Annotated in this window: 20 protein-coding genes; 10 read left to right on the top strand and 10 right to left on the bottom strand. The window is 65.9% G+C overall.

Annotated features, from left to right (window positions below):
- Positions 1-6 precede the first annotated feature (6 nt).
- Complete coding sequence (locus AC3A4H_RS20120; RefSeq protein WP_487768292.1) at positions 7-1,356, bottom strand: sugar ABC transporter permease; 1,350 nt, start codon at positions 1,354-1,356, stop codon at positions 7-9.
- 258 nt (positions 1,357-1,614) lie between these two features.
- Positions 1,615-2,658 carry a D-xylose ABC transporter substrate-binding protein gene (xylF, locus tag AC3A4H_RS20125; RefSeq protein WP_487768293.1) on the bottom strand — a complete coding sequence of 348 codons (1,044 nt, stop codon included), beginning with the start codon at positions 2,656-2,658 and terminating at the stop codon, positions 1,615-1,617.
- 190 nt (positions 2,659-2,848) lie between these two features.
- Here xylF and AC3A4H_RS20130 point away from each other — a divergent pair, with 190 nt between their 5' ends.
- A complete protein-coding gene (locus AC3A4H_RS20130) occupies positions 2,849-4,084 on the top strand; it encodes an ROK family protein (RefSeq protein ID WP_487768294.1) in 1,236 nt (411 codons plus the stop codon).
- A gap of 17 nt (positions 4,085-4,101) precedes the next feature.
- Here the strand turns inward: AC3A4H_RS20130 and phoB are convergent, their stop codons facing one another.
- From phoB to AC3A4H_RS20165, 7 genes are all read right to left on the bottom strand, one after another.
- Positions 4,102-4,791, bottom strand: coding sequence for a phosphate regulon transcriptional regulator PhoB (gene phoB / locus AC3A4H_RS20135; protein ID WP_348780289.1), 690 nt, complete (start codon positions 4,789-4,791; stop codon positions 4,102-4,104).
- A 19-nt stretch (positions 4,792-4,810) separates the two neighbouring features.
- Complete coding sequence (gene phoU / locus AC3A4H_RS20140; protein WP_348780437.1) at positions 4,811-5,524, bottom strand: phosphate signaling complex protein PhoU; 714 nt, start codon at positions 5,522-5,524, stop codon at positions 4,811-4,813.
- Between the two features lie 47 nt (positions 5,525-5,571).
- Positions 5,572-6,396 (bottom strand): phosphate ABC transporter ATP-binding protein PstB, encoded by an 825-nt coding sequence (gene pstB / locus AC3A4H_RS20145; RefSeq protein WP_487768295.1) that lies wholly within the window; start codon positions 6,394-6,396, stop codon positions 5,572-5,574.
- 17 nt (positions 6,397-6,413) lie between these two features.
- On the bottom strand, positions 6,414-7,733 hold the full coding sequence (pstA, locus tag AC3A4H_RS20150) for a phosphate ABC transporter permease PstA (RefSeq protein WP_487768296.1): 1,320 nt from the start codon (positions 7,731-7,733) through the stop codon (positions 6,414-6,416).
- The gene (pstC, locus tag AC3A4H_RS20155) at positions 7,730-9,196 is read right to left on the bottom strand and encodes a phosphate ABC transporter permease subunit PstC (protein ID WP_487768297.1); all 1,467 of its coding nucleotides are present in this window, start codon (positions 9,194-9,196) and stop codon (positions 7,730-7,732) included. The genes pstA and pstC overlap by 4 nt, the downstream gene beginning before the upstream one ends.
- 71 nt (positions 9,197-9,267) lie before the next feature.
- Positions 9,268-10,305 (bottom strand): PstS family phosphate ABC transporter substrate-binding protein, encoded by a 1,038-nt coding sequence (locus AC3A4H_RS20160; RefSeq protein WP_487768298.1) that lies wholly within the window; start codon positions 10,303-10,305, stop codon positions 9,268-9,270.
- Positions 10,306-10,504: 199 nt separating this feature from the next.
- A complete protein-coding gene (locus AC3A4H_RS20165) occupies positions 10,505-13,774 on the bottom strand; it encodes a PAS domain-containing hybrid sensor histidine kinase/response regulator (protein WP_487768299.1) in 3,270 nt (1,089 codons plus the stop codon).
- 197 nt (positions 13,775-13,971) lie between these two features.
- On the opposite strand from AC3A4H_RS20165, the gene AC3A4H_RS20170 reads away from it, so the two are divergent.
- Complete coding sequence (locus AC3A4H_RS20170) at positions 13,972-14,232, top strand: hypothetical protein (RefSeq protein WP_487768300.1); 261 nt, start codon at positions 13,972-13,974, stop codon at positions 14,230-14,232.
- A 5-nt stretch (positions 14,233-14,237) separates the two neighbouring features.
- Here AC3A4H_RS20170 and AC3A4H_RS20175 read toward each other — a convergent pair whose 3' ends face one another.
- A complete protein-coding gene (locus AC3A4H_RS20175; protein ID WP_487768301.1) occupies positions 14,238-15,161 on the bottom strand; it encodes a LysR family transcriptional regulator in 924 nt (307 codons plus the stop codon).
- A 91-nt stretch (positions 15,162-15,252) separates the two neighbouring features.
- Here AC3A4H_RS20175 and AC3A4H_RS20180 point away from each other — a divergent pair, with 91 nt between their 5' ends.
- From AC3A4H_RS20180 to AC3A4H_RS20215, 8 genes are all read left to right on the top strand, one after another.
- Complete coding sequence (locus AC3A4H_RS20180; RefSeq protein WP_487768302.1) at positions 15,253-16,062, top strand: phytanoyl-CoA dioxygenase family protein; 810 nt, start codon at positions 15,253-15,255, stop codon at positions 16,060-16,062.
- A 214-nt stretch (positions 16,063-16,276) separates the two neighbouring features.
- Entirely contained in the window at positions 16,277-17,338 is a 1,062-nt protein-coding gene (locus AC3A4H_RS20185; RefSeq protein ID WP_487768303.1) for a dipeptidase, read from the top strand.
- Positions 17,339-17,375: 37 nt separating this feature from the next.
- Entirely contained in the window at positions 17,376-19,022 is a 1,647-nt protein-coding gene (locus tag AC3A4H_RS20190; RefSeq protein WP_487768304.1) for an ABC transporter substrate-binding protein, read from the top strand.
- A gap of 37 nt (positions 19,023-19,059) precedes the next feature.
- Entirely contained in the window at positions 19,060-20,106 is a 1,047-nt protein-coding gene (locus AC3A4H_RS20195) for an ABC transporter permease (protein ID WP_487768337.1), read from the top strand.
- Positions 20,103-21,020, top strand: a complete 918-nt coding sequence (gene nikC, locus AC3A4H_RS20200; RefSeq protein ID WP_487768305.1) for a nickel transporter permease — start codon at positions 20,103-20,105, stop codon at positions 21,018-21,020. Before AC3A4H_RS20195 ends, nikC begins: the two co-directional genes overlap by 4 nt.
- On the top strand, positions 21,017-21,850 hold the full coding sequence (locus AC3A4H_RS20205; protein ID WP_487768306.1) for an ABC transporter ATP-binding protein: 834 nt from the start codon (positions 21,017-21,019) through the stop codon (positions 21,848-21,850). Before nikC ends, AC3A4H_RS20205 begins: the two co-directional genes overlap by 4 nt.
- Positions 21,847-22,596, top strand: coding sequence for an ABC transporter ATP-binding protein (locus AC3A4H_RS20210; RefSeq protein ID WP_487768307.1), 750 nt, complete (start codon positions 21,847-21,849; stop codon positions 22,594-22,596). The genes AC3A4H_RS20205 and AC3A4H_RS20210 overlap by 4 nt, the downstream gene beginning before the upstream one ends.
- A gap of 638 nt (positions 22,597-23,234) precedes the next feature.
- Entirely contained in the window at positions 23,235-24,749 is a 1,515-nt protein-coding gene (locus tag AC3A4H_RS20215) for an ATP-binding protein (RefSeq protein ID WP_487768308.1), read from the top strand.
- Positions 24,750-24,769 lie beyond the last annotated feature (20 nt).

Genomic DNA, 24,769 nt, shown 5'->3' on the forward strand with positions numbered 1-24,769 from the left:
CCGGTTTCACTGCACGCGCCGGCGGTAGAGCGTGTCGAGCCACACGGCCGCGACCAGCACGATGCCGACCACGATGTTCTGCAGCGGCGTGTCCATGCCCAGAAGCACCATGCCCGACTGCAGCGACTGCATCAGCACCGCGCCCAGCATCGCGCCCGCCACCGTTCCGACCCCGCCCGAAAGCGAGGTGCCGCCGATGACCGCTGCAGCGATCACCAGCAATTCGTCCAGCGTGCCCTGCGCATTTGTGGCCGCGTTCAGCCGCGCCGTGGAGATCGCCGCGCCGATGGCCGCCAGGAAGCCCATGAGCATGAAGATCTTCATCGTCACCCAGCGGGTGTTGATGCCGGCCAGTTCCGCCGCCTCCGGGTTGCCGCCGATGGCGAAGACATAGCGGCCGAAGCGGGTGCGGGTGGCGATGAAGGTCATGATGATGCCGGCCGCGATCGCGATCAGCACCGGAATGGCGATGCCATGGGCGATGAACAGCCCGCCATCGGGAATGGCGATGTTGTTGGCCTCGGCATATTTCCTCACCGTGCCGCTCGGCCACGGGTAGGAATTGGCCACCCAGACGGCCAGCAGGATGACGAGGCAGGCGACAACGCCCAGAAACATTTCGGCCCAGACCGGGCGCAGCGGAAAGCGGAAGCGCTTGCGCTGGTTGCGGCCCGAGACCAGCATCAGGATCACCGCCGCGCAGGCGACGAGGCCGACGACCCAACTCCAGGTCGCGCCAATCGCGCCTTCCGGCCCGCCGCCCATCAGGCGGAAGGTGGCGTCCATCGGCGCCACCGTCTGGCCGCTGGTCACCCACCAGGCCGCGCCGCGCCATACCAGCAGCCCGCCCAGCGTGACGATGAAGGCGGGCACCCCCAGATAGGCGATGATGAAGCCGTGCAGCGCCCCGATGGCGAGGCCGACAGTCAGGCCGGCCGCCAGCGCGATGATCCAGATCGACGGATCGCCGAGCGAATAGCCGGCGAAGCGCGGCAGGACGATCGCCTGGGTCACCCCCATGATCATGCCGCATACGCCCAGGATCGAGCCGACCGAGAGGTCGATGTTTCGCGTGACTATGACCAGCACCATGCCCGTCGCCATGACAGCGACCGACGAGGACTGCACCGAAAGGTTCCAAAGGTTGCGCGGGGTCAGGAACAGGCCGTTCGACAGTATGTGGAAGCCGATCCAGATCAGCAGCAGCGCGCCGACCATGCCCAGCATGCGCGTGTCGAGTTCCGTCGCCTGCAGGAAACGCCCGATGGCCCCGGCCTCCGAGGCTCGCGCCCGGTCCGCAAGCCCGTGCCCGGCGGTGTCCTGCGCCGCGGGTTCCTGCGTTGTCACTTCGGTCATGACACCCTCCCGCCCGGTCCGGTCTTGCGCCGGTCTCAGGACATCATCCTAGCGCACGCCCTTGGAAACACGGAATCGATTTTCCGGAGAGGCACTTTGTACGAACTGAATGCCGCGCGCCTGACCGGGCATGCGGCGGCGAATGAAACGCCGCGGTTTCTCCTCAAACCGCGGCGTCCAACGAGCCGGACAGCGGCAGGCGGCCGCGTCTTGCCCGCCCCGTGCGGAACCGAACGAGCCTTGTGGCAAGCGTCCGGCCTAGTCGCAGGCTGCGACCGACCCCGCCTTCACGCCCTGGCAGACCACGTCCTTGGAAACCCAGCCGGCGTCGATGACGACGTTGAGGTTGTCCTTGGTGATCGGCATCGGCTTGAGGAAGACCGAGGTCATCTCGACCTTGTTGGGGCCATCCGACCACTTGGTCGCGTTCGGGATCTCATCCATCTTCTTGCCGTCGGCGAGCTGCGCCGCGATCTCGGCCGCGGCCTTGCCCAGCTCACGCGAATCCTTCCACACCGACACGGTCTGCGTGCCGAGCGCGATGCGGTTGAGCGCGGCATGGTCGCCGTCCTGGCCCGAAACCGGCACCGAGCCGGCCAGGCCCTGTGCCTCGAGCGCCGCCACCGCGCCACCGGCGGTGCCATCGTTGGAGGCCACCACCGCGTCAACCTTGTTGTCGTTGGCGGTCAGAAACTGCTCCATGTTCTTCTGGGCGTTGGCCGGCAGCCAGCCGTCGGTATAGGCCTCGCCGACATTCTTGATCTTGCCGGCGTCGATGGCCTCCTTCAGCACTTCCATCTGGCCGGCGAAGAGGAAGTCGGCGTTCGGGTCGGCGCCGTTGCCCTTGATGAAGACGTAGTTGCCTTCGGGCTTCACGGCATAGACGGCCTTGGCCTGCAGGCGGCCGACTTCCTTGTTGTCGAAGGTCAGGTAGAAGGCATCCTTGTTCTCGATCAGGCGGTCGTAGCCCACCACCGGAATGCCCTCGGCCACGGCCTTCTCGACCGCCGGCCCGATGGCGCTGGCGTCCTGCGCCAGGATGATCAACGCGTTGGCGCCCTGCGAGATCAGGCTTTCCACGTCGGTCAGCTGCTTGGCCGCCGAGGACTGGGCGTCGGCGGAAATGTATTTGTCGCCCGAAGCTTCGAGGGCGGCCTTGATCGCCGCTTCGTCGGTCTTCCAGCGCTCCTCCTGGAAGTTCGACCAGGAAACGCCGATGATCTTGTCCTTCGCCTGCGCCACGCCTGCCAGCGACACCGACAGCGCGACACCCGCCAGCAAGGCGGTTGCAAACATCTTCATGATTTCCTCCCTGCGCCCCCTCCAGGGCGCGATGACGATGGCCTGGGGCCCTTGTCGAGGCTATTATTTCGAACCTCGAAAAAATAGTGTCGTAACCCTGAAGTTCTGTCAACATCCCGCCGAAGGTTGACGCGGCGCACGCGAACTGGAATCTGCGCAGCGCAACAAGGCTCCGGGAGGAAATGCCGAAATGCCGGTGGCGATCCGTCACGACGATCTGCGCAAGCGCAACCGCGCCATGGTCATCGCGGCCGTGCGGCGCGCGGGCCAGCCGTCCCGCACCGAGATCGCGGGGACCACGGGCCTCAGCCATTCCACCATCTCGGCCATTTCCGCCGACCTCATCGCCGAAGGCATCCTCGCCGAAAAGGCGGCTGAAGCCGCAAGCTCGAAGCGCGGCCGCCCGCAGGTAGCGCTCGGCCTCGCCCCGGAAGCCGCCGAAGTCATCACCGTGGTGCTGTCGCTCAATTTCCTGTCGGTCGCCGTGGTCGATTACGCCGGGCAGGTGGTCGCATCGGAAGAGCGCCGGCTGGAGACGCTGGCCACCGGGCGCGAAGCGCTGCTCGGCGACTGCGTCGCCATGGTGCGCCGGCAGGTCGAGGCCCGCCGGGCCGCCGGCCATCGCGTGCTGCGCATCGGCATGGCCGTGCAGGGCATCACCGATGCCGGATCGCGCATGATGCTGTGGTCGCCCATCACCCCGCACGCGGATCTCGAATTCGCCGACCGGCTCGAAGCCGCCACCGGCATCCCCGCCACCGTGGAGAACGACTGCAACATGATCGCGGTGGCGCTGCGCTGGCGAAAGCCAGAGCGCTACCGCAACGACTTCATCGCCATCCTGCTCTCGCACGGCATCGGCATGGGAATGGTGTTGAAGGGGGAACTCTTCACCGGCACGCAATCGTCGGGCTGCGAGTTCGGCCACATGATCCACCGGCCCGATGGCGCGCTGTGCCGCTGCGGCCGTCGCGGCTGCGTGGAAGCCTATGCCGGCAACTACGCCATCTGGCGCAATGCGCGCGGGGAAAGCGAGGACCAGGCGCCGCTGGCCGACATTTCGGACGAGGAGATACGCGCCATGGCCGACAGGGCGCGGGCAGCCGATGGACCGGAGCGCGAAGCCTTCCGCATCGCCGGCGAAGCCATCGGCTTCGGCCTCGGCAGCCTGTTTGCGCTGATCGACCCCGCGCCCGTCGCGCTGGTCGGCATCGGCGCGACCGCCTTCGACCTCATCGAGCCGGCGCTGCGCTCAGCTATCGACAAGACCGCGGGCGGCCAGCACAACAAGGCGATCTCCTTCGACACCTTGCCGAACGAACGGCCGCTGATCCGCGAAGGCTGCACAATGAACGCCCTCACCTTCGTCGACCGGGAGATCTTCGCGCCCGGCCCTGCCCTGATAAGCGCCGCGGGGGCGGCCTGAGCCGCGGCCAGCCGGGCTCAATCCTCCCGGATGGCGTAGCCCGAGCCTCGGATGGTGCGGATCACGTCCGGCAGGTTGCCGGGATTGATCGCCTTGCGCAGCCGGCCCACATGCACGTCCACCGTGCGCTCGTCGATATAGATCGTCTCGCCCCAGACATTGTCGAGCAGCTGCCCGCGCGAGAAGACGCGGCCGGGGTGGCGCATCATGAATTCCAGCAGGCGGAATTCCGTGGGCCCGAGCTTGATCTCGCTCTTGCCGCGATAGACGCGGTGCGCCTCGCGGTCGAGCATGATGTCGCCCACCTTCAGCACGCTGGACAGAACCTCGGGCTTGGCACGGCGCAGCAGCGCCTTCACCCGCGCCATGAACTCCGGCGTCGAGAACGGCTTGACCAGATAGTCGTCGGCGCCGGTGGAAAGGCCCCGCACGCGGTCGCTCTCCTCGCCGCGCGCCGTCAGCATGATGATGGGCAGGCGCTCGGTCTCGGGGCGCATCCTCAGGCGGCGGCACAGTTCGATGCCGGAGACCGCCGGAAGCATCCAGTCCAGCACCAGAAGGTCGGGCACGTTCTCCTGCAAGCGGATTTCCGCCTCGTCGCCGCGCGGCACGACCTCGACCTGGTAGCCTTCCGATTCCAGATTGTAGCGGAGCAGGACGCCCAGCGGCTCCTCGTCCTCCACCACCATGATTTTTGGGGCGATCATCACTTTTCCGGTCTCCCGCTCAGGTCGTCGATTCCGGCGCCGAAAGCGAGGTCTCGTCGAACTTCGGCCGGTTGGGCGGCAGCTGCTGGCCGGTCATCACATAGTAGGCGTTCTCGGCGATGTTGGTGACATGGTCGCCGATGCGTTCCAGGTTCTTGGCGCAGAACAGAAGATGCGTGCAGGCGGTGATGTTGCGCGGATCCTCCATCATGTAGGTCAGCAGCTCGCGGAACACTGAGGTGTACTTCACGTCGATGTTCTCGTCCGCCGCGCGCAGCGCCTTCAGGCCTTCGGGCTGGCGCGTCACATATCTGTCGACCACGCCGTTGATCTGCTCCAGTACCATGTCCGACATCGTCTCGATGGAATGGGCGAGGCTGCGGGGCGTGGCGCTCTCGCCCACGGCGCCGACGCGCTTGGCGATGTTCTTGGCAAGGTCGCCGATGCGCTCCAGGTCGCCGGCCATGCGGATCGCGCCCACCACGGCGCGCAGGTCCTGCGCCATGGGCTGCCGCTTGGCGATCAGCGTGATGGCGCGGTCGTCCAGCTCGCGCTGGCGCGCGTCCATCACCGCGTCGTCGGAAATCACCCGCTGGGCAAGCGCATTGTCGGAATTGACCAGCGCCCGGATGGCGCCACAGACCATGGCGCCGGCCAGATCGCCCATGTCCCGCAGCAGCCGGTCGATGTGCCCCAGTTCCTCGTCAAAGGACGTGACGGTGTGTTTGCCCATGATCATGTCTATGCAATCCTTTGTCCGGCGTGCGGATCAACCGCGGGTCAGCCAAACCGGCCGGTAATGTAGTCCTGCGTGCGCTTGTCGTCGGGGTTGGTGAACATCTTGTCGGTGTCGCCCTCCTCGACCAGCTGGCCCAGATGGAACATGGCCGTGCGCTGCGATACGCGCGCCGCCTGCTGCATGGAGTGGGTGACGATGACGATGGTGTAGTTCTGGCGCAGCTCGTCGATCAGTTCCTCCACGCGCGCGGTGGCGATCGGATCGAGCGCCGAGCACGGCTCGTCCATCAGGATCACCTCGGGCGAAACGGCAATGGCGCGGGCGATGCACAGGCGCTGCTGCTGGCCGCCGGAAAGCCCGGTGCCCGGCTCGTTGAGACGGTCCTTCACCTCGTTGAACAGGCCGGCCTTCTTCAGGCTGGTCTCGACGATGGCATCCAGGTCGGCCTTCTTGCGGGCGAGGCCGTGGATGCGCGGGCCATAGGCAACGTTCTCGTAAATCGACTTCGGAAACGGGTTCGGCTTCTGGAACACCATGCCCACGCGGGCGCGCAGCTCCACCACGTCGATGCTCTTGTCGTAGATGTCCTGTTCGTCCAGCGTGATCTGGCCGGTCACGCGGGCGCTGTCGATGGTATCGTTCATGCGATTGAGGCAGCGCAGGAAGGTCGACTTGCCGCAGCCCGAAGGCCCGATCAGCGCCGTCACCTGGTTTTCGCGCACGTCGAGGTCGACGTCGAACAACGCCTGCTTGTCGCCATAGAACACGCACACCTTGCGGCCGCGCATCTTGATGATTTCCTTGGGCGTACCGTTCATCTTGTCGTTCACCGCGTTCTCGAGTGCCACTTCCGTCATGATGTTCATACTAAAGCATCCTTCGCCTACCAGCGCCGCTCGAAACGCCGTCGCAGCACGATGGCCGTGATGTTCATGGCCATCAGGAACACGAGCAGGATGATGATGGCGCCCGACATGCGCTCCACGAAGGCGCGCTCGGCCTCGTTGGCCCACATGTAGATCTGCACCGGCAATGCGGTCGCCGGTTCCAGCGGCGTCGCCGGATAGTCGGCCACGAAGGCGACCATACCGATCAGCAGCAGCGGCGCCGTCTCGCCCAGCGCGCGCGCCAGGCCGATGATGGTGCCGGTGAGGATGCCCGGGGTTGCCAGCGGCAATATGTGCTGGAACACCATCTGCATCTTGGAGGCGCCGAGGCCAAGGGCGGCCGAGCGGATCGAGGGCGGCACGGCGGCGAGGGCGGCACGGGTCGCGATGATGATGGTTGGCAGCGTCATCAGCGTCAGCACCAGGCCGCCGACCAGGGCGGCCGAACGCGGCAGGCCGAGGAAGTTGATGAACACCGACAGGCCGAGCAGGCCGAAGACGATCGACGGCACCGCGGCCAGGTTGTTGATGTTGACCTCGATCAGGTCGGTCAGGCGGCTCTTCTTGGCGAATTCCTCGAGATAGATCGAGGCCGCCACGCCGATGGGCAGCGCCAGCAACAGCACGATCACCATCATGTAGAACGAGCCGATGATCGCCACGCCCATGCCCGAGGTTTCCGGCCGGCTGGAGGCGCCGAAGGTGAACAGGCCCTTGTTGAAATGCTCGGCCAGCGAACCGTCGGCGGCAAGCTGATTCATCCATGCCACCTGCTGGTCGGAAACCTTGCGCCGGCTTTCGTCCACCGAAAGGTCGATCTGGCCCTTGAAGGCGGAATCGATGTTGGCGGCAACGAGGATGTCGACATTGCGCGTCGTGCCGATGACCGACGGGTCGTCCATAACCACCGCGCGCAACTGCGCCCGCACGCCGTCCGAAAGGAAACCCTTGAGCTTGCGAATGGCAGCCTTGTCGTGCGGGTCGATGCCCAGCTTCGCCACAAGCGCGCTTTCGGCCAGCTTGGGATAGTTGGCCGTGATGAGCACGTTCGGGTCGGTCGCGCGCTTGCCTTCGGGGTCGATGACCTTCTCGTTGAAGGTGATCGGCAGCGTCACCGTCGTCTGCCAGAAGGCGGTGTAGCCCTTGGAGACCACGGAGGTCAGCATCACCGCCAGGAACACCAGGCCGATGGAAATCGCCAGCATCCCATAGATGCGGAAACGACGCTCGGCGGCGTAGCGGCGCTTCAGGCCGATGTCGCGGCGCGGGCGCGCAACGGTGCCGCTGGTAATGCCGTTCAAGGGAATGTCGGTCATTCGTACTGTTCCCGGTACTTGCGCACGATGTAGAGCGCGAAGATGTTCATCACCAGCGTCAGGGCAAACAGCGTGATGCCGAGCACAAAGGCCACCAGCGTCTGCGGCGAGTTGAACTCAAGGTCGCCGGTGAGCTGGTTGACGATCTTCACGGTGATGGTGGTCATCGCCTCGAACGGGTTGAGCGTCAGGTTGGCGGCCACGCCGGCGGCCAGCACCACGATCATGGTCTCGCCGATGGCGCGCGAGGCAGTGAGCAGGATGGCACCCACGATGCCCGGAAGTGCGGCCGGCAAAATAACCCGCTTGATGGTTTCCGAGCGCGTCGCGCCGAGCCCCAGCGAGCCGTCGCGCAGGGCGCGGGGAACCGCGGTGATGATGTCGTCGGAGAGCGAGGAAACGACCGGGATGAGCATCACGCCCATCACCAGGCCGGCGGTCAGGATGCTCTGGGCCTGGATGAAACTGGTGCCGCCAGCAAGTGCCGCACTCAGGTCGCGCAGGAAGGGCCCGAGCGTCACCAGCGCGAAGATACCGTAGACGATGGTCGGGATGCCCGCCAGCAGCTCCAGCGCCGGCTTGACCGTGGCGCGCAGCCTGGGCGAGGCGTATTCGGCCATGTAGACGGCCGACATCAGCCCGACCGGCACGGCCACCAGCATGGCCACGAACGCGATGTAGAGCGTGCCGGCCAGGAGCGGGATCAGGCCGAACTGGCCTTCCGCCCCTCCCGAGCCCGCGGCCGCGAAGCGCGGGTCCCACACGGTGCCGAAGAAGAAATTGGAAAGCGGCACGCGCTCGAAGAAGTGGATGGTCTGGAACAGCATCGACAGAACGATGCCGATGGTGGTCAGGATCGCGATGGTGGAAGCGGCCAGCAGGCCCCACAGCACCACCGTCTCGACATTGTTGCGCGCCCGCGCGCGCAGGCGGATCTGCGAGAGGCCGAAGGCCGCACCGGCCACCGATAGCGCAAGGATCGCCACCGCGCCGACCATGCGCAGCATGTCCTGGGTGCGGTTGGCGTCCACCGCAATCGGGATCATGTAGTCTTGCGTGTCGGGCGCCAGCGCCACGCCACGCGCGGCCAGCAGCGGCTGCAATTCGGCAAAGCTGGCCGGGGGATTGGTCGCCATCGGCGCGTCGAGCCGGCGCAGGCCGTTGGCCAGGCTCTTGGTCAGGCCGGCGGCAAGCGTGCGGCTGGCAATGGTGCTCTCGGCCGTCTGCTCGGGCAGATGCCACTTGATCCGGGCTTCGACGTAGAGGTTGGAGCCGACGCCCCAGACGACGATCAGAAGCAGCGCCGGAAGCGTGGCAAGCAGGGCTGCCCACCAGCCGTGGTAGTGTGCGCGGGAGTGCGGCTTGGCCGTGCCGTCGTCCTGCGCAATGGCGCGCTGGCGCCCGACAAGGAAGGCGGCGGCGCCGACGACCAGCACGAGCGCAAAGACGAACATCAACGACATGGGCTACTCCGGGCGGACAGGCTGCCCCGGGGCGCGGTAGTCTGGCGCGCCCCGGGGCATCGGTGTTCTATTTACATGGTCTTGCCGGCATCGAAAGCCTCGCGCTGTTCCTTGCGCTCGGCTTCAGGGGCGGCGACCAGGCCATACTCGGCCAGCGGGCTGTCCGGGCCGACCATCTGGTCGTCGAGGAAGAAGTCGACATATTCCTTCAGGCCGGGCACGACGCCGAGATGCGCCTTCTTGACATAGAAGTACAGCGGACGCGACACCGGATACTCGCCCTTGGCGATGGTCTCGGTCGACGGCGTCACGCCGTCCACGGTGGCGACCTTCAGCTTGTCGGCGTTGTTCTCGTAGAAGGACAGGCCGAACACGCCCACGCCGGTCTTGTTGGAGGCGATGCGGGCCAGCGTCTCGGTGTAGTCGCCATCGATGTCGACAGCCTTTCCGTCCTTGCGCACGGCCACGCAGGTCTTGCCGGCAGCCTTGTCGTCCTGGCCGGCGGCCTTGATGGCCTCAAGCGCGCCGGTGGCCTTGCAGCCGATCGACAGCAGCTTCTCCTCGAACACTTCGCGGGTGCCGTGCTTCTCGCCCGGAATGTAGGCGGCGATATCCCAGTCGGGCAGGTTCGGGTTGACCTGGTTCCACTTGGTGTTCGGGTTGTCCACCAGCTTGCCGTCAACGACGATCTGGGCAGCCAGGGCCGTGTAAACGTCGGAAGGCGTCAGCGCCCAGTCCGGACCGTTGATGTCGGTGGCAAACACGATGCCGTCATAGCCGATCTTGACTTCCTGGATTTCCTTGACGCCAGCCTCGACGCAGGACTTCACTTCGTCTTCCTTGATCTTGCGCGAGGAGTTGGCGATGTCGATGGTGTTCTCGCCCACGCCCTTGCAGAATTCCTTGATGCCGGCGCCCGAACCGCCCGACTCGACCACGGGGGTCTTGAAGTTGGTGAAGGTCTCGCCAAAGTTCTCGGCCACGATCTTGGCGTAGGGCAGAACGGTGGACGAGCCGGCGATCTGGATCTGGTCGCGGGCGGCGGCAGTGCCGGCCGACGCGGCAATCGCGAGCGCGGCGGCGGAAGCCGTAAGGAAGTATCTGGTCATGAACCCTGACTCCTGTCGGAATTGACTTGCAACGCTTTTTTCGCGTCGCCAGTGGCCTTACCGACAGTTTGTAACAGTCACATGACAGTTTCGTGTCAGCCCGATTAAGTTGAAAAGCCGTCCCCTGGCCGCCTTAGCCGGCGGCTTTTCGACCCGCTTGCGTCTCCTGAAAAACCGCGCGTTGCCGGCGCGCGAAACGTCATCCCGCCGATCCGGCTGCGCAGCGTTCGGCGGCATCATCGCCGCCCCAGCGCTCCACCTTCGCCAGCAGCGCCTTGGGGCTGATCGGCTTGGCGAGATAGTCGTCCATGCCGGCTTCCAGGCAGCGCTCGCGGTCGCCCTTCAGGGCGTGGGCGGTCACGCCGATGATCGGTACCCGGTTTCCGGACGCCGCCTCCAACTCGCGGATCGCCGCCGTCGCCTCCAGCCCGTTCATCTCCGGCATCGAAACGTCCATCAGGATCATGCGCGGGTTCATTTCCTTGAAGGCGGCCACCGCCTTGCGGCCATTGCCCACGATCTCGAAGGCAAGCTCGGTCTCGTCGAGTATCTGGGTGAAGACAAGCTGGTTCACTTCGTTGTCCTCGGCGACCAGAATGTCGACGCGGTGGTCGGCGGCCCCCGCCCCGCGGTTGCGCTGACGCAGGCTGTTGGAAAGCTTTGCCGGCTCGGTGGTGACCACCGGCCCCGCCGCAACCGGCCCCGGTAGGCCGGGCGCGCCGCCGGCGCGCCGGCGCTGGATGGAAGTCACCAGCGCCTCCAGCAAGGTGGAGGAACGCGACGGCTTGACCAGCTGCGCGTCGATGGCAAGGTCGCGGTAGCTGGCGTTGGCCAGCGACTGGTCGACCGAGGTCAGCATCACGATGGGCGTGCGGGCAAGTTCCGGCGTCTGGCGAACGATGCGCGCCATGTCGGCGCCGGTCATGCCCGGCATCTGGTAGTCGAGCACGATGCAGTCCACCTGCACCCCCATGGCGGCGGCGGCGTGCAGCACCTTCAGCCCCTCCGCGCCGCTTTCGACCGCGCAGGCGTCGAAGCTCCACGACGTCATCTGCTCTATCAGGATAGCGCGGTTCACCGCGTTGTCATCGACGATCAGGATGCGCGCGCCGGTCACGTCCACCGGCGTCGCGCTGCGCCTTTCGGGCGCGCCGGCGTTTGGCAGCGCCACCGTGAACCAGAAGGTCGAGCCCTTGCCCTCGATGCTTTCCACGCCGATCTCGCCGCCCATCAGCGCCACCAGCCGCGAGGTGATGGCCAGTCCCAGGCCGGTGCCCTCGTGCCGCCGCGTGGAAGAGGCGTCGACCTGGCTGAACTTTTCGAAGACGAGCTTCAACTTGTCGGCCGGAATGCCGATGCCGGTGTCGGTCACGGCGATGTGCAGATGGGTGGCGCCATCCGCCGTCTCGCCGGTCACGTCGATCAGCACATGGCCGGCATCGGTGAATTTCACCGCATTGCCCAGCAGGTTGGTGATGATCTGGCGGATGCGGCCGACATCGCCCACGAACATGTCGCCCAGGCCGGGCGCCACGCGTACGATCAGCTCGAGGTCCTTTTCCTTGGCACGCGTCGACACCAGCGTGGCCACGTCCTCGATCGCCTCGGTCAAGTTGAACGGCGCCGGGTCCAGCACCAGCTGGCCGGCATCGATCTTGGAGAAATCGAGGATGTCGTTGATGATGGTCAGCAGCGCATTGCCCGACTTCACGATGATGTCGGTGAAGGTGCGCTGCTTGGCGTCGAGCTCCGACTTCGACAACAGCTCGGCCATGCCGAGCACGCCGTTCATCGGCGTCCGGATCTCATGGCTCATATTGGCCAGGAATTCAGACTTGGCGCGGTCGGCCAGAACGGCGCGGGTCTGCGCCTCCTGCAGTTCGTTCTCGCGCTCCTTCAGCTCGGAAATGTCGGTGCTGGAGCCGATCAGATGCACCGACCCGTCGCGGGAGACCAGCCGGCTCTTCCTGGCGATGAGATGGCGCATGCTGCCGTCGGGGTGGGTCAGCGTCTCCTCGGTCTCGCTTAGCCTGCCGGTGCGCAGCACCTCGAAATCGCGCTCGGCGAAACCGTCGCCCTCGGCGCCGAAGAAGTCGCGGTCGGTGCGGCCGATGGCTTCTTCCTTGGAGATGCCGCCGAAAGTGCACCACATCTTGTTGACGAATTCGAAGGCGAGATCGGCGTTCTTGACATAGGCCGACACCGGCAGCTCGTCGAGAACGTGCCGGTAGAGCTCGATCTGGGCCATGCTGTCGCGCAGCGCCTTTTCGCGCGTCTTCAGCTCGGTGATGTCGACGCGCACGCCGATATAGGTGCCGTCCTCCATGCGCATGTCGAAGGCCTTCGCCCAGCGACCGCTGGGGTCGACGCGCTCGTAGACCAGCTGCCTTGCATAGTAGCGCTGCAGATAACCGTCGATCCACGCCTCGCGGTCGGTGTCGTAGAGCCTGTCCAGCCTCTCGTCGCCGCTTTCGCGGAAATAGCCGACATCATGCGCCACCTCGATCGCCTCGCGCAGCGTGCGCCCGGGAACCCACACTTCGGCCATCGCCGGCAGCGACGATTTCAGCTTCTCGTTCGCCAGCACGAAGCGGTCGTTGCGGTCATAGATGATGACGCCGGCCGGCAGCGATTCCAGCACGTTGGCAAGGCGCAGCCGCGCCTCCTCGGCCTCGTCCTCGCGCGTCTTGATCTCGGTCACGTCGAAAAGGAAGCCGGCTACGTAGTTCTTGCAGCCCTCCAGGGTCACGCGGGTCTTGCGCACGATGCGCGTTCCCTGCCTGCTGTCGTGCTCGAAGTTCTGCTCCACCTCGAAGGGCTGGCCTGTCGCCAGCACGTGCCGCTCGGTCTCCTCGAAGCGAAGTCCGCTGCGCCCGCCGACGAACTCGCGATAGGTGCGGCCCAGCATCTCGCGAGGCCGACGGCCGTGCAGCGAGGCGTAGGCCTCGTTGACGAACACGTAGCGCAGATCGGAATCCTTGACGAAGATCGGGTCCTTGATGGCGTCCATCACCGCTTCGGCCAGCCGCGTCTTTTCCAGCATCTGGCCAAGCTGCTGCTCGCGCCGCTTCATTTCGCTGATGTCGTAGTAGGAAACCAGCCGACGACCGCCCGAAAGCGCGGTCACCGAATAGATCATGGTGCAGCCGTCGGCGCGCACGAATTCGCGCGGGGCCACGTCGCCGGCGCGGATTTCGGCGAGCCGGTGGGCGACATAGCCGTCCCAGTTCTCATCGGCGACTTCGTAGACTCCGGCGTAGCGGCTGATCTCCAGCAGCGCCTGGAAAGGCGAACCGGCGCCGACATCCTGCGGCGACAGGTTCCAGATCTTGTAGAACTCGTCGTTGACGATCTGGACGATCAGGTCTGCGTCGAGAAGCACGACACCCATCTTCATGGCATCGAGCACCCGCTTCAGATCGGATGACGTTCCGGGTCCGTCAGACCCCTCGGCGATTGCCATGTCCATATTGCGTCCCCCACCGCGCAACATCTTGGCCGGCTCGCCCTGCGACGGCCCTTTTGCCCGCATCGTGTCATGCAACGCTTAACGATTGACTAACCTTAACGTCGGGGTTTTCGCGCCGGCCCGGCGTTGCCGTTCGCGTCGGTCGGCCTAGCTTTCCAGGGGCGGGCAGCCCGCCCGCGCAATGGGGAGACTTGCCGATGCACGACACCAGGCCCATCGCAACCGCGCCGAAGAACGGCAGCAAGGTCCGCGTCTTCTGGACCGATGCCGACGGCCAGGAGAACGAATCCATCGCCCAGTACCGCTCGGCCGAGATGCTGAAGTCGCTGGGCGGCGATTGCGATGCGACCGATATCGGCTGGTGGGCCTTCGTCGATTCCATGACCCAGAAGAAGATCGAGCCGCATTCCTGGCAGCCGCCGAACAGCGAGGAAGAAGAAGAGGACGAGGATGAGTAGCCGCCTCAACCCTCCCGCGTGCGCGAAAAAACCTCGTGCTGCGAAAACCACTCCTTCGCCACCTCGATGAAGGCGCCCGCCGCCTTCGACAGGCGATGGCGCGCGTCATAGGCCAGGATGATGCGTTGCAGCGGCACCGGCTCGCTCAGCGGCTTGCAGGCGAGAGCCAGCCCGTCATAGCTGCGGTCGCCAGCGGGCCGCGTGTAGGAAACCGCCACCCCGAAACCGTTTGCCACCAGGCTGCGCTGCAGTTCGAAGGAGCGCGTCTTCGCCGCCACCGAAGGCGAGTGCCCATGGGCACGGAACAGGTCCAGCATGTGTTGCCAGCTATAGGGCTGGTCGGTCACGATCAGCGGCTCGCCGGCAAGGTCGGCGAGGCTCACCGTGGTCTGCCCCGCCAGCGGATGACTGGCGGCCAGCAGCGCATGCGGCGCCAATTCGCTCAGCAGGACGCGGGCGGCGTTGGGCGGCAGGCCGAGATCATAGGTCAGCGCAATGTCCACCGCGGCGTCGCCCAGCCGCTTCTCCAGCGTCTCGAAGCGCTCCTCGCTGACCGTGATGCGAACCGCCGGATGCAGTTCCGCCATGCGCCGGATCAGCGCCGGCGCGAAATGCGGCGCAAGGTCCTGGAAACAGCCCAGCACCAGCTCGCCTCCCACCGTCGCCCGGCCGCGCGCCAATGCATCGAGGTCGTCCATGTCGTCCAGCACGATCTTCGCCTTGGCGATGAAGGCCTGGCCGAAAGGCGTCAGCGCGATACCCGCGCCGCGCTGGCGCACGAACAGCTTTTGTCCTGTCCGCTCCTCGATCTGGCTGATTGCCACCGAGATCGACGGCTGCGAGACGTTGAGCTCGCGCGCGGCTGCGCTGATGCTTTCATGGCGTGCCGCCGCCACCGCATAGCGAAGCTGGCTCAGCGAATGACTCATTAAAAATGCCTATATTTGTTATGAAGACATATTATTTTATCCAAATATGAAAGCGCGCGATAGTCGCTCCGGTCCCAACGCGGAGAGAGCCATGAAGCCCGCCCCCTATGCCCTGAACCCCGAGATCATTTCCGACTACCAGCGCGACGGCGCCGTCTGCATCCGCGGCGCCTTCAAGGGCTGGGTCGACACAATTGCCGCCGGCATCGAGCGCAACCTGCGCGAAAAGAGCGCCACGGCAGTCGACATTGCCGGCGGCAAGGGCAGCTTCTTCGACGACTACTGCAACTGGGAGCGTATCCCCGAATTCGTGCAGGTGGTGCGCGAATCGCCCGCGGCGGCCATTGCCGCTGCCGTCATGCAGTCGCAGACGGCGCAGTTCTTCCACGACCACGTGCTGGTCAAGGAGCCCGGCACGCAGAAGGCCACCCCTTGGCACCAGGACATTCCCTACTACTTCGTCGACGGCCAGCAGACGGTCAGCTTCTGGATCCCGATCGACCCGGTCAAGGAGGCCACGCTGCGCCTCGTCGCCGGCTCGCACAAATGGGACAAGATGGTGCTGCCGGTGCGCTGGCTGGACGACGGCAATTTCTACGCCGGCGAAGGCGACTACCTGCCGGTGCCGGACCCGGACAACGACCCGGAGATGAAAGTGCTTGAATGGGAGATGGAGCCGGGCGACGCGGTGCTGTTCGACTTCCGCACCGTCCACGGCGCGCGCGGCAACCTGGCGCCCAACCGCCGCCGCGTCCTGTCGCTGCGCTGGGTGGGCGACGACGCCCACTACGTCGAGCGTCCGGGTCGCACCTCGCCGCCCTATCACGGCCACGACATGCAGCAGGGCCAGAAGCTGCGCGAGGACTGGTTCCCCGTCGTCTGGGACGCAAGCGCGGCCTGAACCTACCCCTGCGGCATCCGGTCCAGCCAGGTGTTTTCGGTCGAGCCAACCCACAGCGGCTGGCTCGATTCCTCTTGATCTTGGCCCGGTCATCTGCATTCATCGGCGCCCAAGGGGCCGCCTCCCCGTTCGTCGCGACAATGCCGGCGCCAATGCGCCTCGACGCATCGCCGCCATACGAGCCTGCCCGGCGGTCTCCAAACCGGGGTTTTTGATGCACGCTGTATTCGACGGCCACAATGATGTCCTGCTGCGCCTCTGGCAGCACGAGAAGAAGGGCGGCGATGCCGTCGCCGAGTTCACCGAAGGCACCCACAAGGGCCACATCGACCTGCCCCGCGCGCGGGCCGGCGGCCTGGCTGGCGGCCTCTGCGCCATCTACATCCCCTCCGGCGATCTCGTCCTGAAGGCGCCCGCCGCAGACGGCAGCTATGGCACCCCGCTTTCGGAGCCGCTCGAACGCGCGCCCTCGCTCGACATCGCGCTGGAAATGGCAGCAATCGCGCTTCGGCTCGAGCGCGCCGGAAGCTGGCGGCTCTGCCGCACCATGGCCGATATCGACAATGCCATGGCCGACGAGAAATTCGCCGCCGTGCTGCACATGGAAGGCTGCGAGGCGATCGACGCCGACCTCACGGCGCTGGAAGTGTTCCATGCCGCCGGGCTGCGCTCGCTCGGCCCCGTGTGGAGCCGCAACAACATTTTTGGCCACGGCGTCCCCTTCGCCTACCCCATGAGCCCCGACACCGGCCCCGGCCTGACCGACGCCGGCCGCGAGCTGGTCAGGGAATGCAATCGCCTCGGCATTCTCATCGACCTGTCGCACATCACCGAGAAGGGCTTCTGGGACGTCGCCGAACTCTCCGACCAGCCGCTGGTGGCCAGCCATTCCAACCCGCACGCGCTGGTGCCGGTGGCCCGCAATCTCACCGACAGGCAGCTCGACGCCATCCGCGAGAGCAAGGGCCTGGTGGGCTTGAACTTCGCCGTCACCATGCTGCGCGCCGACGGCCGCGAGAATGCGGACACGCCGCTTTCCGAGATGGTGCGCCACATCGACTATCTCGTCGACAAGCTCGGCATCGATGGCGTGGCCATCGGCTCCGACTTCGACGGCGCGCTGATCCCGCAGGAAATCGGCACCGCCGCCGGGCTCCAGAAGCTGATTGTCGCGCTGCAGGAGGCCGGTTATGGTGACGCCGAACTGGCGAAACTATGTCGCGAGAACTGGTTCCGTGTCCTGCGCTCGGCCTGGCACGAAACCGACAGCGACTGACAATAAAGACATCGTCACAACAGGGGAACAATTCGACATGATGATCGGAAAAATGAACGCACGCTTCCGTCCGCTTCTGGCGGGCGCTGCAGCCCTCTCCATGCTGGCCTTCGCCGGCGCTCCGGCCTTCGCCGCCACGCCCGCCGACACGCTGGTGCTGGCCTGGGCCATCGACGACACCATCACGCTCGACCCGGCCGAGTCCTTCGAGCTCAGCCCCGCCGAATTCCTCGGCAACGCCTATGACATGCTGGTGCGCCTCGACACCGACGACACCACCAAGGTCAGGGGCGGCATCGCCGAAAGCTGGACCGTTTCCGACGACGGCCTCACCTACACCTTCAAGCTGAAGCCCGGCATCAAGTTCGCTTCCGGCAATCCGGTTACCGCCGAGGACGTCGCCTGGTCGTTCGAGCGCGCCGTCAAGCTCGACAAGAGCCCGGCCTTCATCCTCACCCAGTTCGGCCTCACCGGCGACAACGTCACCGAGAAGGCCAAGGCCGTCGACGAAACCACCTTCGTGTTCACGGTCGACAAGTCCTACGCGCCGAGCTTCGTGCTCAACTGCCTCACCGCCACCGTCGGCGCCGTGCTCGACAAGAAGCTGGTGATGGAGCACGCCGAGGCCACCACGCCGAGCGACGACTACAAATACGACACCGACTTCGGCTACGCCTGGATGAAGACCAACTATGCCGGTTCGGGCCCCTTCAAGATCCGCGACTGGCGCGCCAACGAAATCCTGGTGATGGAGCGCAATGACAACTACTACGGCGAAAAGCCCGCACTCGCCCGCGTCATCTATCGCCACGTCAAGGAAAGCGCCACCCAGCGCCTGATGCTCGAGGCCGGCGACATCGACGTGGCCCGCAATCTCGAGCCGGGCGACTACGAGGCGGTGATGAAGAACGCCGACCTCGCCACCACCTCGGCGCCGAAGGGCACGGTCTACTACATCAGCCTCAACCAGAAGAACCCGAACCTTGCCAAGCCGGAAGTCCGCGAGGCCTTCAAATATCTCGTCGACTACGACGCGATCGGCGCGACGCTGATCAAGGGCATCGGCGAGATCCGCCAGACCTACCAGCCCAAGGGCGTTCTCGGCGCACTCGATTCCGATCCGTTCAAGCTCGACGTCGCCAAGGCCAAGGAACTCCTGGAAAAGGCCGGCCTGAAGGACGGCTTCTCGGTCACCTTCGACGTGCGCAACGGCCAGCCGGTCACCGGCATCGCCGAGTCGTTCCAGCAGACTGCCGCCCAGGCCGGCGTGAAGATCGAGATCCTGCCCGGCGACGGCAAGCAGACGCTGACCAAGTATCGCGCCCGCAACCACGACATGTATATCGGCCAGTGGGGCATGGACTACTGGGATCCGAACTCGAACGCGGAAACCTTCACCTCCAACCCGAACAACGCCGACGACGGCACGGTCAAGACCTTGGCCTGGCGCAATGCCTGGGATGTGCCGGAGCTGACCGAGCAGACCAAGGCCGCCCTTCTGGAACGCGACAACGACAAGCGCGCCGAAATGTACCAGAAGCTGCAGCAGGAAGCGCTCGACACCAGCCCGTTCGTGATGCTGTTCCAGCAGACCGAGGTCGCCGGCGTCCGCGGCAACGTCAAGAACTACAAGCTCGGGCCGAACTTCGACTCGAACTTCCTCGCGCCCGTGACCAAGGATTGATCCGGAAAGGATCGCTCCGTTGAGTACGGAAACGCTTTTGCCGGCAGGGCGCGCCAAAAGGCGCGCCTATGCCACCGCCGCCTCGATCGCCAGTTTTCTGGTCATTGTGGCCACGACCTATCTCGGCCTTCTGGCCGTCACCTTCTTCATCGGCCGCGTCGTTCCCATCGATCCGGTTCTGGCCATCGTCGGCGACCGCGCTCCCGCCCATGTGGTCGAGCGCACGCGCATCGAGATGGGCCTGAACCTGCCCTACTACCAGCAGTTCTTCCTCTATGTGAAGGGCGTGCTGCTGGGCGATTTCGGCACATCGGTGCTGACCACCAACCCGGTCATGACCGACATCCGCCGCGTCTTCCCGGCTACGATGGAGCTCGCCACCGTCGGCACCATCATCGGCGCCGCCTTCGGCATTCCGCTCGGGGTGCTGGCCGCCGTCCGGCGCGGCAGCTTCGCCGACCAGGTCGTGCGCATCATCGGCCTCATCGGCTATTCGGTGCCGATCTTCTGGCTCGGCCTGCTGGCGCTGCTGGTGTTCTACGCGCGGCTCGGCTGGACCGCTGGCCCCGGCCGCATCGACGTCGTGTTCGAATACACCTTCACGCCGATCACCGGCTTTTACCTGCTCGACGCGATCCTCAATCGCGACTGGGCGGCCTTCCGCGACATTTTCGCCCACATCATCCTGCCGGCCTCGCTGCTGGGCTATTTCTCGCTGGCCTATATCAGCCGCATGACGCGCTCCTTCATGCTGAACGAGCTGCAGCAGGAATACATCGTCGCCGCCCGCGCCAAGGGCCTGTCGGAAACGCGCATCATCTGGGGCCACGCGCTGCGCAACGCCGCCGTGCCTTTGGTCACCGTCATTGCGCTTTCCTATGCCGGGCTGCTCGAAGGCTCGGTGCTGACCGAGACCGTCTTCGCCTGGCCGGGCCTTGGCCTCTACATCACCAATTCGCTGCAGAACGCCGACATGAACGCGGTGCTGGGCGGCACCATCGTCATCGGCTCGGTCTTCATCGCCATCAACCTTCTTTCCGACGTGCTCTACCGCATGCTCGACCCGAGGACGCGCGCCAGATGAGCGAACTTGCCCTCTCCCGCCGCGAATGGCTGCTCACCGACCGGCCGCAATCGCGCATGCAGGCCCGGCTCGGCCGCGCCTATGTCACTTGGCGCCGTTTCACGGCCAACAAGCTTGCCGTCATCGGCATGCTCATCATCCTCGCGCTGATCACCGTCGCCATCTTTGCGCCGTTGCTTGCGCCCTATTCGCCCTACGTCGGCGATCTCGCCAAGTCGCGTCTGCTGCCGCCGGGCACCGAGCACTGGCTGGGCACCGACGACCAGGGCCGCGACATCCTCTCGCGCCTGATCTACGGCTCGCGGCTCACGCTTCAGGTCGTCGTGCTGGTGGCGGTCATCGCCGCTCCCATCGGCCTTCTGGTCGGCACGGTGGCCGGCTATGCCGGCGGCTGGGTCGACGCGGTGCTGATGCGCATCACCGACATCTTCCTCGCCTTCCCCAAGCTGGTGCTGGCGCTGGCTTTCGTCGCGGCCCTTGGACCCGGCATCGGCAACGCCATCATTGCGATTGCCATCACCTCCTGGCCGCCTTATGCCCGCATCGCGCGCGCAGAGACGCTCACGGTGCGCAATTCCGACTACATCGCCGCCGTGCGGCTGATGGGCGCCTCGCCCTGGCGCATCGTGCTGCGCCACATCATGCCGCTGTGCATCTCCTCGCTCGTCGTGCGCGTCACGCTCGACATGGCGGGCATCATCCTCACTGCCGCCGGCCTTGGCTTCCTCGGCCTGGGCGCGCAGCCGCCGCTGCCCGAATGGGGCGCCATGATCGCGTCGGGCCGCCGCTTCATCCTCGACCAGTGGTGGGTGGCCGCCATGCCCGGCGTCGCTATCCTCATCGTCAGCCTCGGCTTCAACCTGCTGGGCGACGGCCTGCGCGACGCGCTCGATCCGCGGGGCAACAGCCAATGAGCGCGCTTCTCCAGGTAGAAGACCTGCGCGTCGCCTTCCCCACCCGCACCGGCCTGGTGCAGGCGGTGCGCGGCGTCTCCTTCTCGCTCGGCAGGGAGCGGCTGGGCATCGTCGGCGAATCCGGCTCGGGCAAGTCGCAGACCGGCCGCGCCATAATGGGCCTGACGGCGGAACATGCCGAGATCACGGCCAGGAGGCTCGACTTCAACGGCATCGACCTCTTGAAGGCATCGGCCGCCCAGCGGCGCGCGCTGCGCGGCAAGCGCATCGCCATGATCCTGCAGGACCCGAAATATTCGCTCAACCCGGTCATGACCATCGGCCGCCAGATCGTCGAGGCGCTGCGTGCGCACGAGCCGGTCGGCAGGTCCGAAGCGCGCCGCCGCGCGCTCGACATGCTGGCCGCCGTGCAGATCCGCGACCCCGAGCGCGTCTTCGACCTCTACCCGCACGAAGTCTCGGGTGGCATGGGCCAGCGCGCCATGATCGCCATGATGCTGGTGGCCGGCCCCGAACTGCTGATCGCCGACGAGCCGACCTCGGCACTGGACGTCACCGTGCAGCTCGAAGTGCTGGGCATCCTCGACCGGCTGGTGGCCGAGCGCGGCATGGGCCTGATCTTCATCTCGCACGACCTGCGCCTGGTTTCGTCCTTCTGCGACCGCGTCATCGTCATGTACGCCGGCCGCATCGTGGAGGAACTGCCAGCCTCGAAGCTTTCGGAAGCCGAGCACCCCTATACGCGCGGCCTGCTCAACTGCATGCCCAAGATCGGCGCCGACCGGCACCCGCTGCCGGTTCTCGACCGCAAACCGGAATGGGCGCTATGATCCCCGCACTCGCAATCGACAGCCTCCGCGTCGTCTTTGACGAATTCGTCGCGCTCAAGGATGTCAGCCTTTCGGTCGCCCCGGGCGAATCCTTCGGGCTGGTGGGCGAATCCGGTTCCGGCAAGTCCACCCTGCTGCGGGCGGTGGCCGGCCTTGCACCCGTCACCGGTGGCACCATCGACGTGAGCGGCAAGCCGCTCGGCAAGACCCGTGACAAGGCTTTCTATCGCCAGGTGCAGATGGTTTTCCAGGACCCCTACGGCTCGCTGCACCCGCGCCAGACGGTCGACCGTCTGCTGCTCGAACCGCTGGCCATCCACGGCTTCGACAACACCGAAAGGCGCATCCTGCGCGCGCTGGACGAGGTCGGCCTCAGCTCCGCCTTCCGCTTCCGCTATTCGCACCAGCTTTCCGGCGGCCAGCGCCAGCGCGTGGCGATCGCCCGGGCGCTCATCCTCGAACCCTCCATCCTGCTGCTCGACGAGCCGACCTCGGCGCTCGACGCCTCCGTGCAGGCCGAAGTGCTCAACCTGCTCGAACAGGTCCGCGGGGACCGCAAGCTCACCTTCGTCATGGTCAGCCACGACCTCGCCGTCGTCACCCATATGTGCGACCGGCTGATGGTGATGCAGCACGGCCAGGAAGTGGAATTGCTCTCCTCCGCCGATCTCGCCGCGCGCAAGGTAGCACAGGACTATACGCGCAACCTGCTAGTCGCCAGCGAAGGGTTCAGGCGCAGCGCGTGATCTCCTGATTTCGGCCGTCGCACAAATTGAGATACCCCACCCCTGTCCCCTCCCCACAAGGGGGAGGGAGACGATTTCATCATCCTGCCCGCCACAAACGGCGAAGCTTGATGCCGGGTTGTCATGCAACAAAGTTCCCCTCCCCCTTGGGGAGGGGTTAGGGGTGGGGGTACAAGACCGGCGATAGCGCTCGCGCACATCTTCAACGTCGGCGATTTGCGGCGAGCCCGCATGAAACCCGTCATCCCCGACCTCGCGAGCGGGCGAAGTGAGCGGAGAGTGTCGAGAATGACGAATGCAATTGCGCTCGCGCACATCTTCATCGTCGGCGATTTGCGGCGAGCCCAGATGAAATCCGTCATTCCCGACCTCGTGAGCGAACGAAGTGAGCGGAGAGTGTCGGGAATCCATGCCTCAACGTTGGGGACGTCCGCTCCGGTCCAGATAAGCTCGATTGTCATCGCCCCGCGACCTTTCACCTGTGGGTTTCAGCCACGGGCTTGCGCAACCGCCCTGCCGGAATGCTAAAGAATGCCTGCGCTTGCGCGGCTATGGTGAGTCTCCCGCGCAGCACCCGCCTGCCCCGCAGGCAAGCCGTCGAAAACCACAAAACTCGTCCGATGCGTCGAGGAGGCGCAATGAAGGTAGGCATTGACATAGGTTCGGGACCCAACGGAACCCCTGCAATGCTCGACCTCGAGGAATTGCTGGCGACCCGTCTGCTCGTCCAGGGCAATTCCGGCTCGGGCAAGTCGCACCTCCTGCGCCGCCTGCTGGAACAGAGCGCGCCCTGGGTGCAGCAATGCATCATCGATCCCGAGGGCGACTTCGTCTCGCTGGCCGACAGGTTCGGCCACGTCGTGGTCGATGCCGCGCGCACAGAGGCCGAGCTCACCCGCATCGCCGCCCGCATCCGCCAGCACCGCGTTTCCGTCGTGCTCAATCTCGAAGGCCTCGACGTCGACCAGCAGATGCGCGCCGCAGCCGCCTTCCTTGGCGGCTTGTTCGATGCCGAGCGCGACTACTGGTATCCAGTTCTGGTGGTGGTGGACGAGGCGCAGCTTTTCGCGCCCGCCGCAGCCGGCGAGGTCGCCGACGACGCCCGCCGCCTATCGCTGGCGGCCATGACCAACCTGATGTGCCGCGGCCGCAAGCGCGGCCTGGCCGGCGTAATCGCCACCCAGCGCCTGGCGAAGCTCGCCAAGAACGTCGCCGCCGAAGCCTCCAACTTCCTGATGGGCCGCACCTTCCTCGACATCGACATGGCGCGCGCGGCCGACCTGCTCGGCATGGAAAAGCGCCAGGCGGAAATGTTCCGCGATCTCGGCCGCGGCCATTTCGTGGCGCTCGGCCCCTCCATCGCGCGCCGGCCGCTGCCGGTGACCATCGGCCCGGTCGAGACCGCCGCGCGCTCCACCAGCCCCAAGCTGATGCCGCTGCCCGAGACCGCGCCGGAAGAAGCCAGCGAGCTCATCTTCACACCCGGCCCGGAGGAACGGCGCCCGGTGGTCAAGCGCACGCCCCCGCCGCCTGCGCCGACGCCCACGGCCGACATTCTCGCCCAGCTTTCGCAGCCCAAGCCGGCGCCAGAGGCGCCCGCCGAGCCGGTCTTCGCCGTCATTGACGAGGCCGACCGCGATGAACGCATCGAGCTGGTGCTGAAGGAGATATTGGAAGACGCGGACTCCTCCTTCCGCACCGACGCCATCCTCTATCAGGATTTTCTCGTCCGCTGCCGCATCCGCCGCGTGCCGGGCGAGCCCTTGTCGCTGCCCGCCTTCCGCCGCAGGCTTGCAGTAGCGCGCGCCGGCGTCGACAACACCACCGCCTCCAGCGATGGCTGGCAACAGGCGCTCGAGCTTTCGGCCACCGTTCCCGATGATGTGCAGGGCGTGTTCCTGGTGGTGGCGCAGGCTGCGGTCACCGGCGCGCCCTGCCCCTCGGATGCAGCGCTCGCGCGCGCCTATGGGACCCACTCCGCGCGGCGGGCGCGGCGCGTGCTTACCTATTTCGAGGAACGTGGGCTTCTGGTGGTGCGGACTGATTTTCGCGGCAACCGGGTCGTTGCCTTCCCCGATCTCGACTGCGAAACCGCCCCTGGCGATCCCAACCTGCCGGACGAAGCGGAAGATGCGCAATTTGCTGCCGAATAGCAGCCCGTCAGTTCAACTGC

The sequence above is a fragment of the Pseudaminobacter sp. Soil_N_29 genome, from assembly GCF_057656055.1.

Excerpts from the sequence above, each read along its gene's own strand:
- AC3A4H_RS20120 (WP_487768292.1), bottom strand. The coding sequence starts at position 1,356 with ATGACCGAAGTGACAACGCAGGAACCCGCGGCGCAGGACACCGCCGGG.
- xylF (WP_487768293.1), bottom strand. The coding sequence starts at position 2,658 with ATGAAGATGTTTGCAACCGCCTTGCTGGCGGGTGTCGCGCTGTCGGTG.
- AC3A4H_RS20130 (WP_487768294.1), top strand. The coding sequence starts at position 2,849 with ATGCCGGTGGCGATCCGTCACGACGATCTGCGCAAGCGCAACCGCGCC.
- phoB (WP_348780289.1), bottom strand. The coding sequence starts at position 4,791 with ATGATCGCCCCAAAAATCATGGTGGTGGAGGACGAGGAGCCGCTGGGC.
- phoU (WP_348780437.1), bottom strand. The coding sequence starts at position 5,524 with ATGGGCAAACACACCGTCACGTCCTTTGACGAGGAACTGGGGCACATC.
- pstB (WP_487768295.1), bottom strand. The coding sequence starts at position 6,396 with ATGAACATCATGACGGAAGTGGCACTCGAGAACGCGGTGAACGACAAG.
- pstA (WP_487768296.1), bottom strand. The coding sequence starts at position 7,733 with ATGACCGACATTCCCTTGAACGGCATTACCAGCGGCACCGTTGCGCGC.
- pstC (WP_487768297.1), bottom strand. The coding sequence starts at position 9,196 with ATGTCGTTGATGTTCGTCTTTGCGCTCGTGCTGGTCGTCGGCGCCGCC.
- AC3A4H_RS20160 (WP_487768298.1), bottom strand. The coding sequence starts at position 10,305 with ATGACCAGATACTTCCTTACGGCTTCCGCCGCCGCGCTCGCGATTGCC.
- AC3A4H_RS20165 (WP_487768299.1), bottom strand. The coding sequence starts at position 13,774 with ATGGACATGGCAATCGCCGAGGGGTCTGACGGACCCGGAACGTCATCC.
- AC3A4H_RS20170 (WP_487768300.1), top strand. The coding sequence starts at position 13,972 with ATGCACGACACCAGGCCCATCGCAACCGCGCCGAAGAACGGCAGCAAG.
- AC3A4H_RS20175 (WP_487768301.1), bottom strand. The coding sequence starts at position 15,161 with ATGAGTCATTCGCTGAGCCAGCTTCGCTATGCGGTGGCGGCGGCACGC.
- AC3A4H_RS20180 (WP_487768302.1), top strand. The coding sequence starts at position 15,253 with ATGAAGCCCGCCCCCTATGCCCTGAACCCCGAGATCATTTCCGACTAC.
- AC3A4H_RS20185 (WP_487768303.1), top strand. The coding sequence starts at position 16,277 with ATGCACGCTGTATTCGACGGCCACAATGATGTCCTGCTGCGCCTCTGG.
- AC3A4H_RS20190 (WP_487768304.1), top strand. The coding sequence starts at position 17,376 with ATGATGATCGGAAAAATGAACGCACGCTTCCGTCCGCTTCTGGCGGGC.
- nikC (WP_487768305.1), top strand. The coding sequence starts at position 20,103 with ATGAGCGAACTTGCCCTCTCCCGCCGCGAATGGCTGCTCACCGACCGG.
- AC3A4H_RS20205 (WP_487768306.1), top strand. The coding sequence starts at position 21,017 with ATGAGCGCGCTTCTCCAGGTAGAAGACCTGCGCGTCGCCTTCCCCACC.
- AC3A4H_RS20210 (WP_487768307.1), top strand. The coding sequence starts at position 21,847 with ATGATCCCCGCACTCGCAATCGACAGCCTCCGCGTCGTCTTTGACGAA.
- AC3A4H_RS20215 (WP_487768308.1), top strand. The coding sequence starts at position 23,235 with ATGAAGGTAGGCATTGACATAGGTTCGGGACCCAACGGAACCCCTGCA.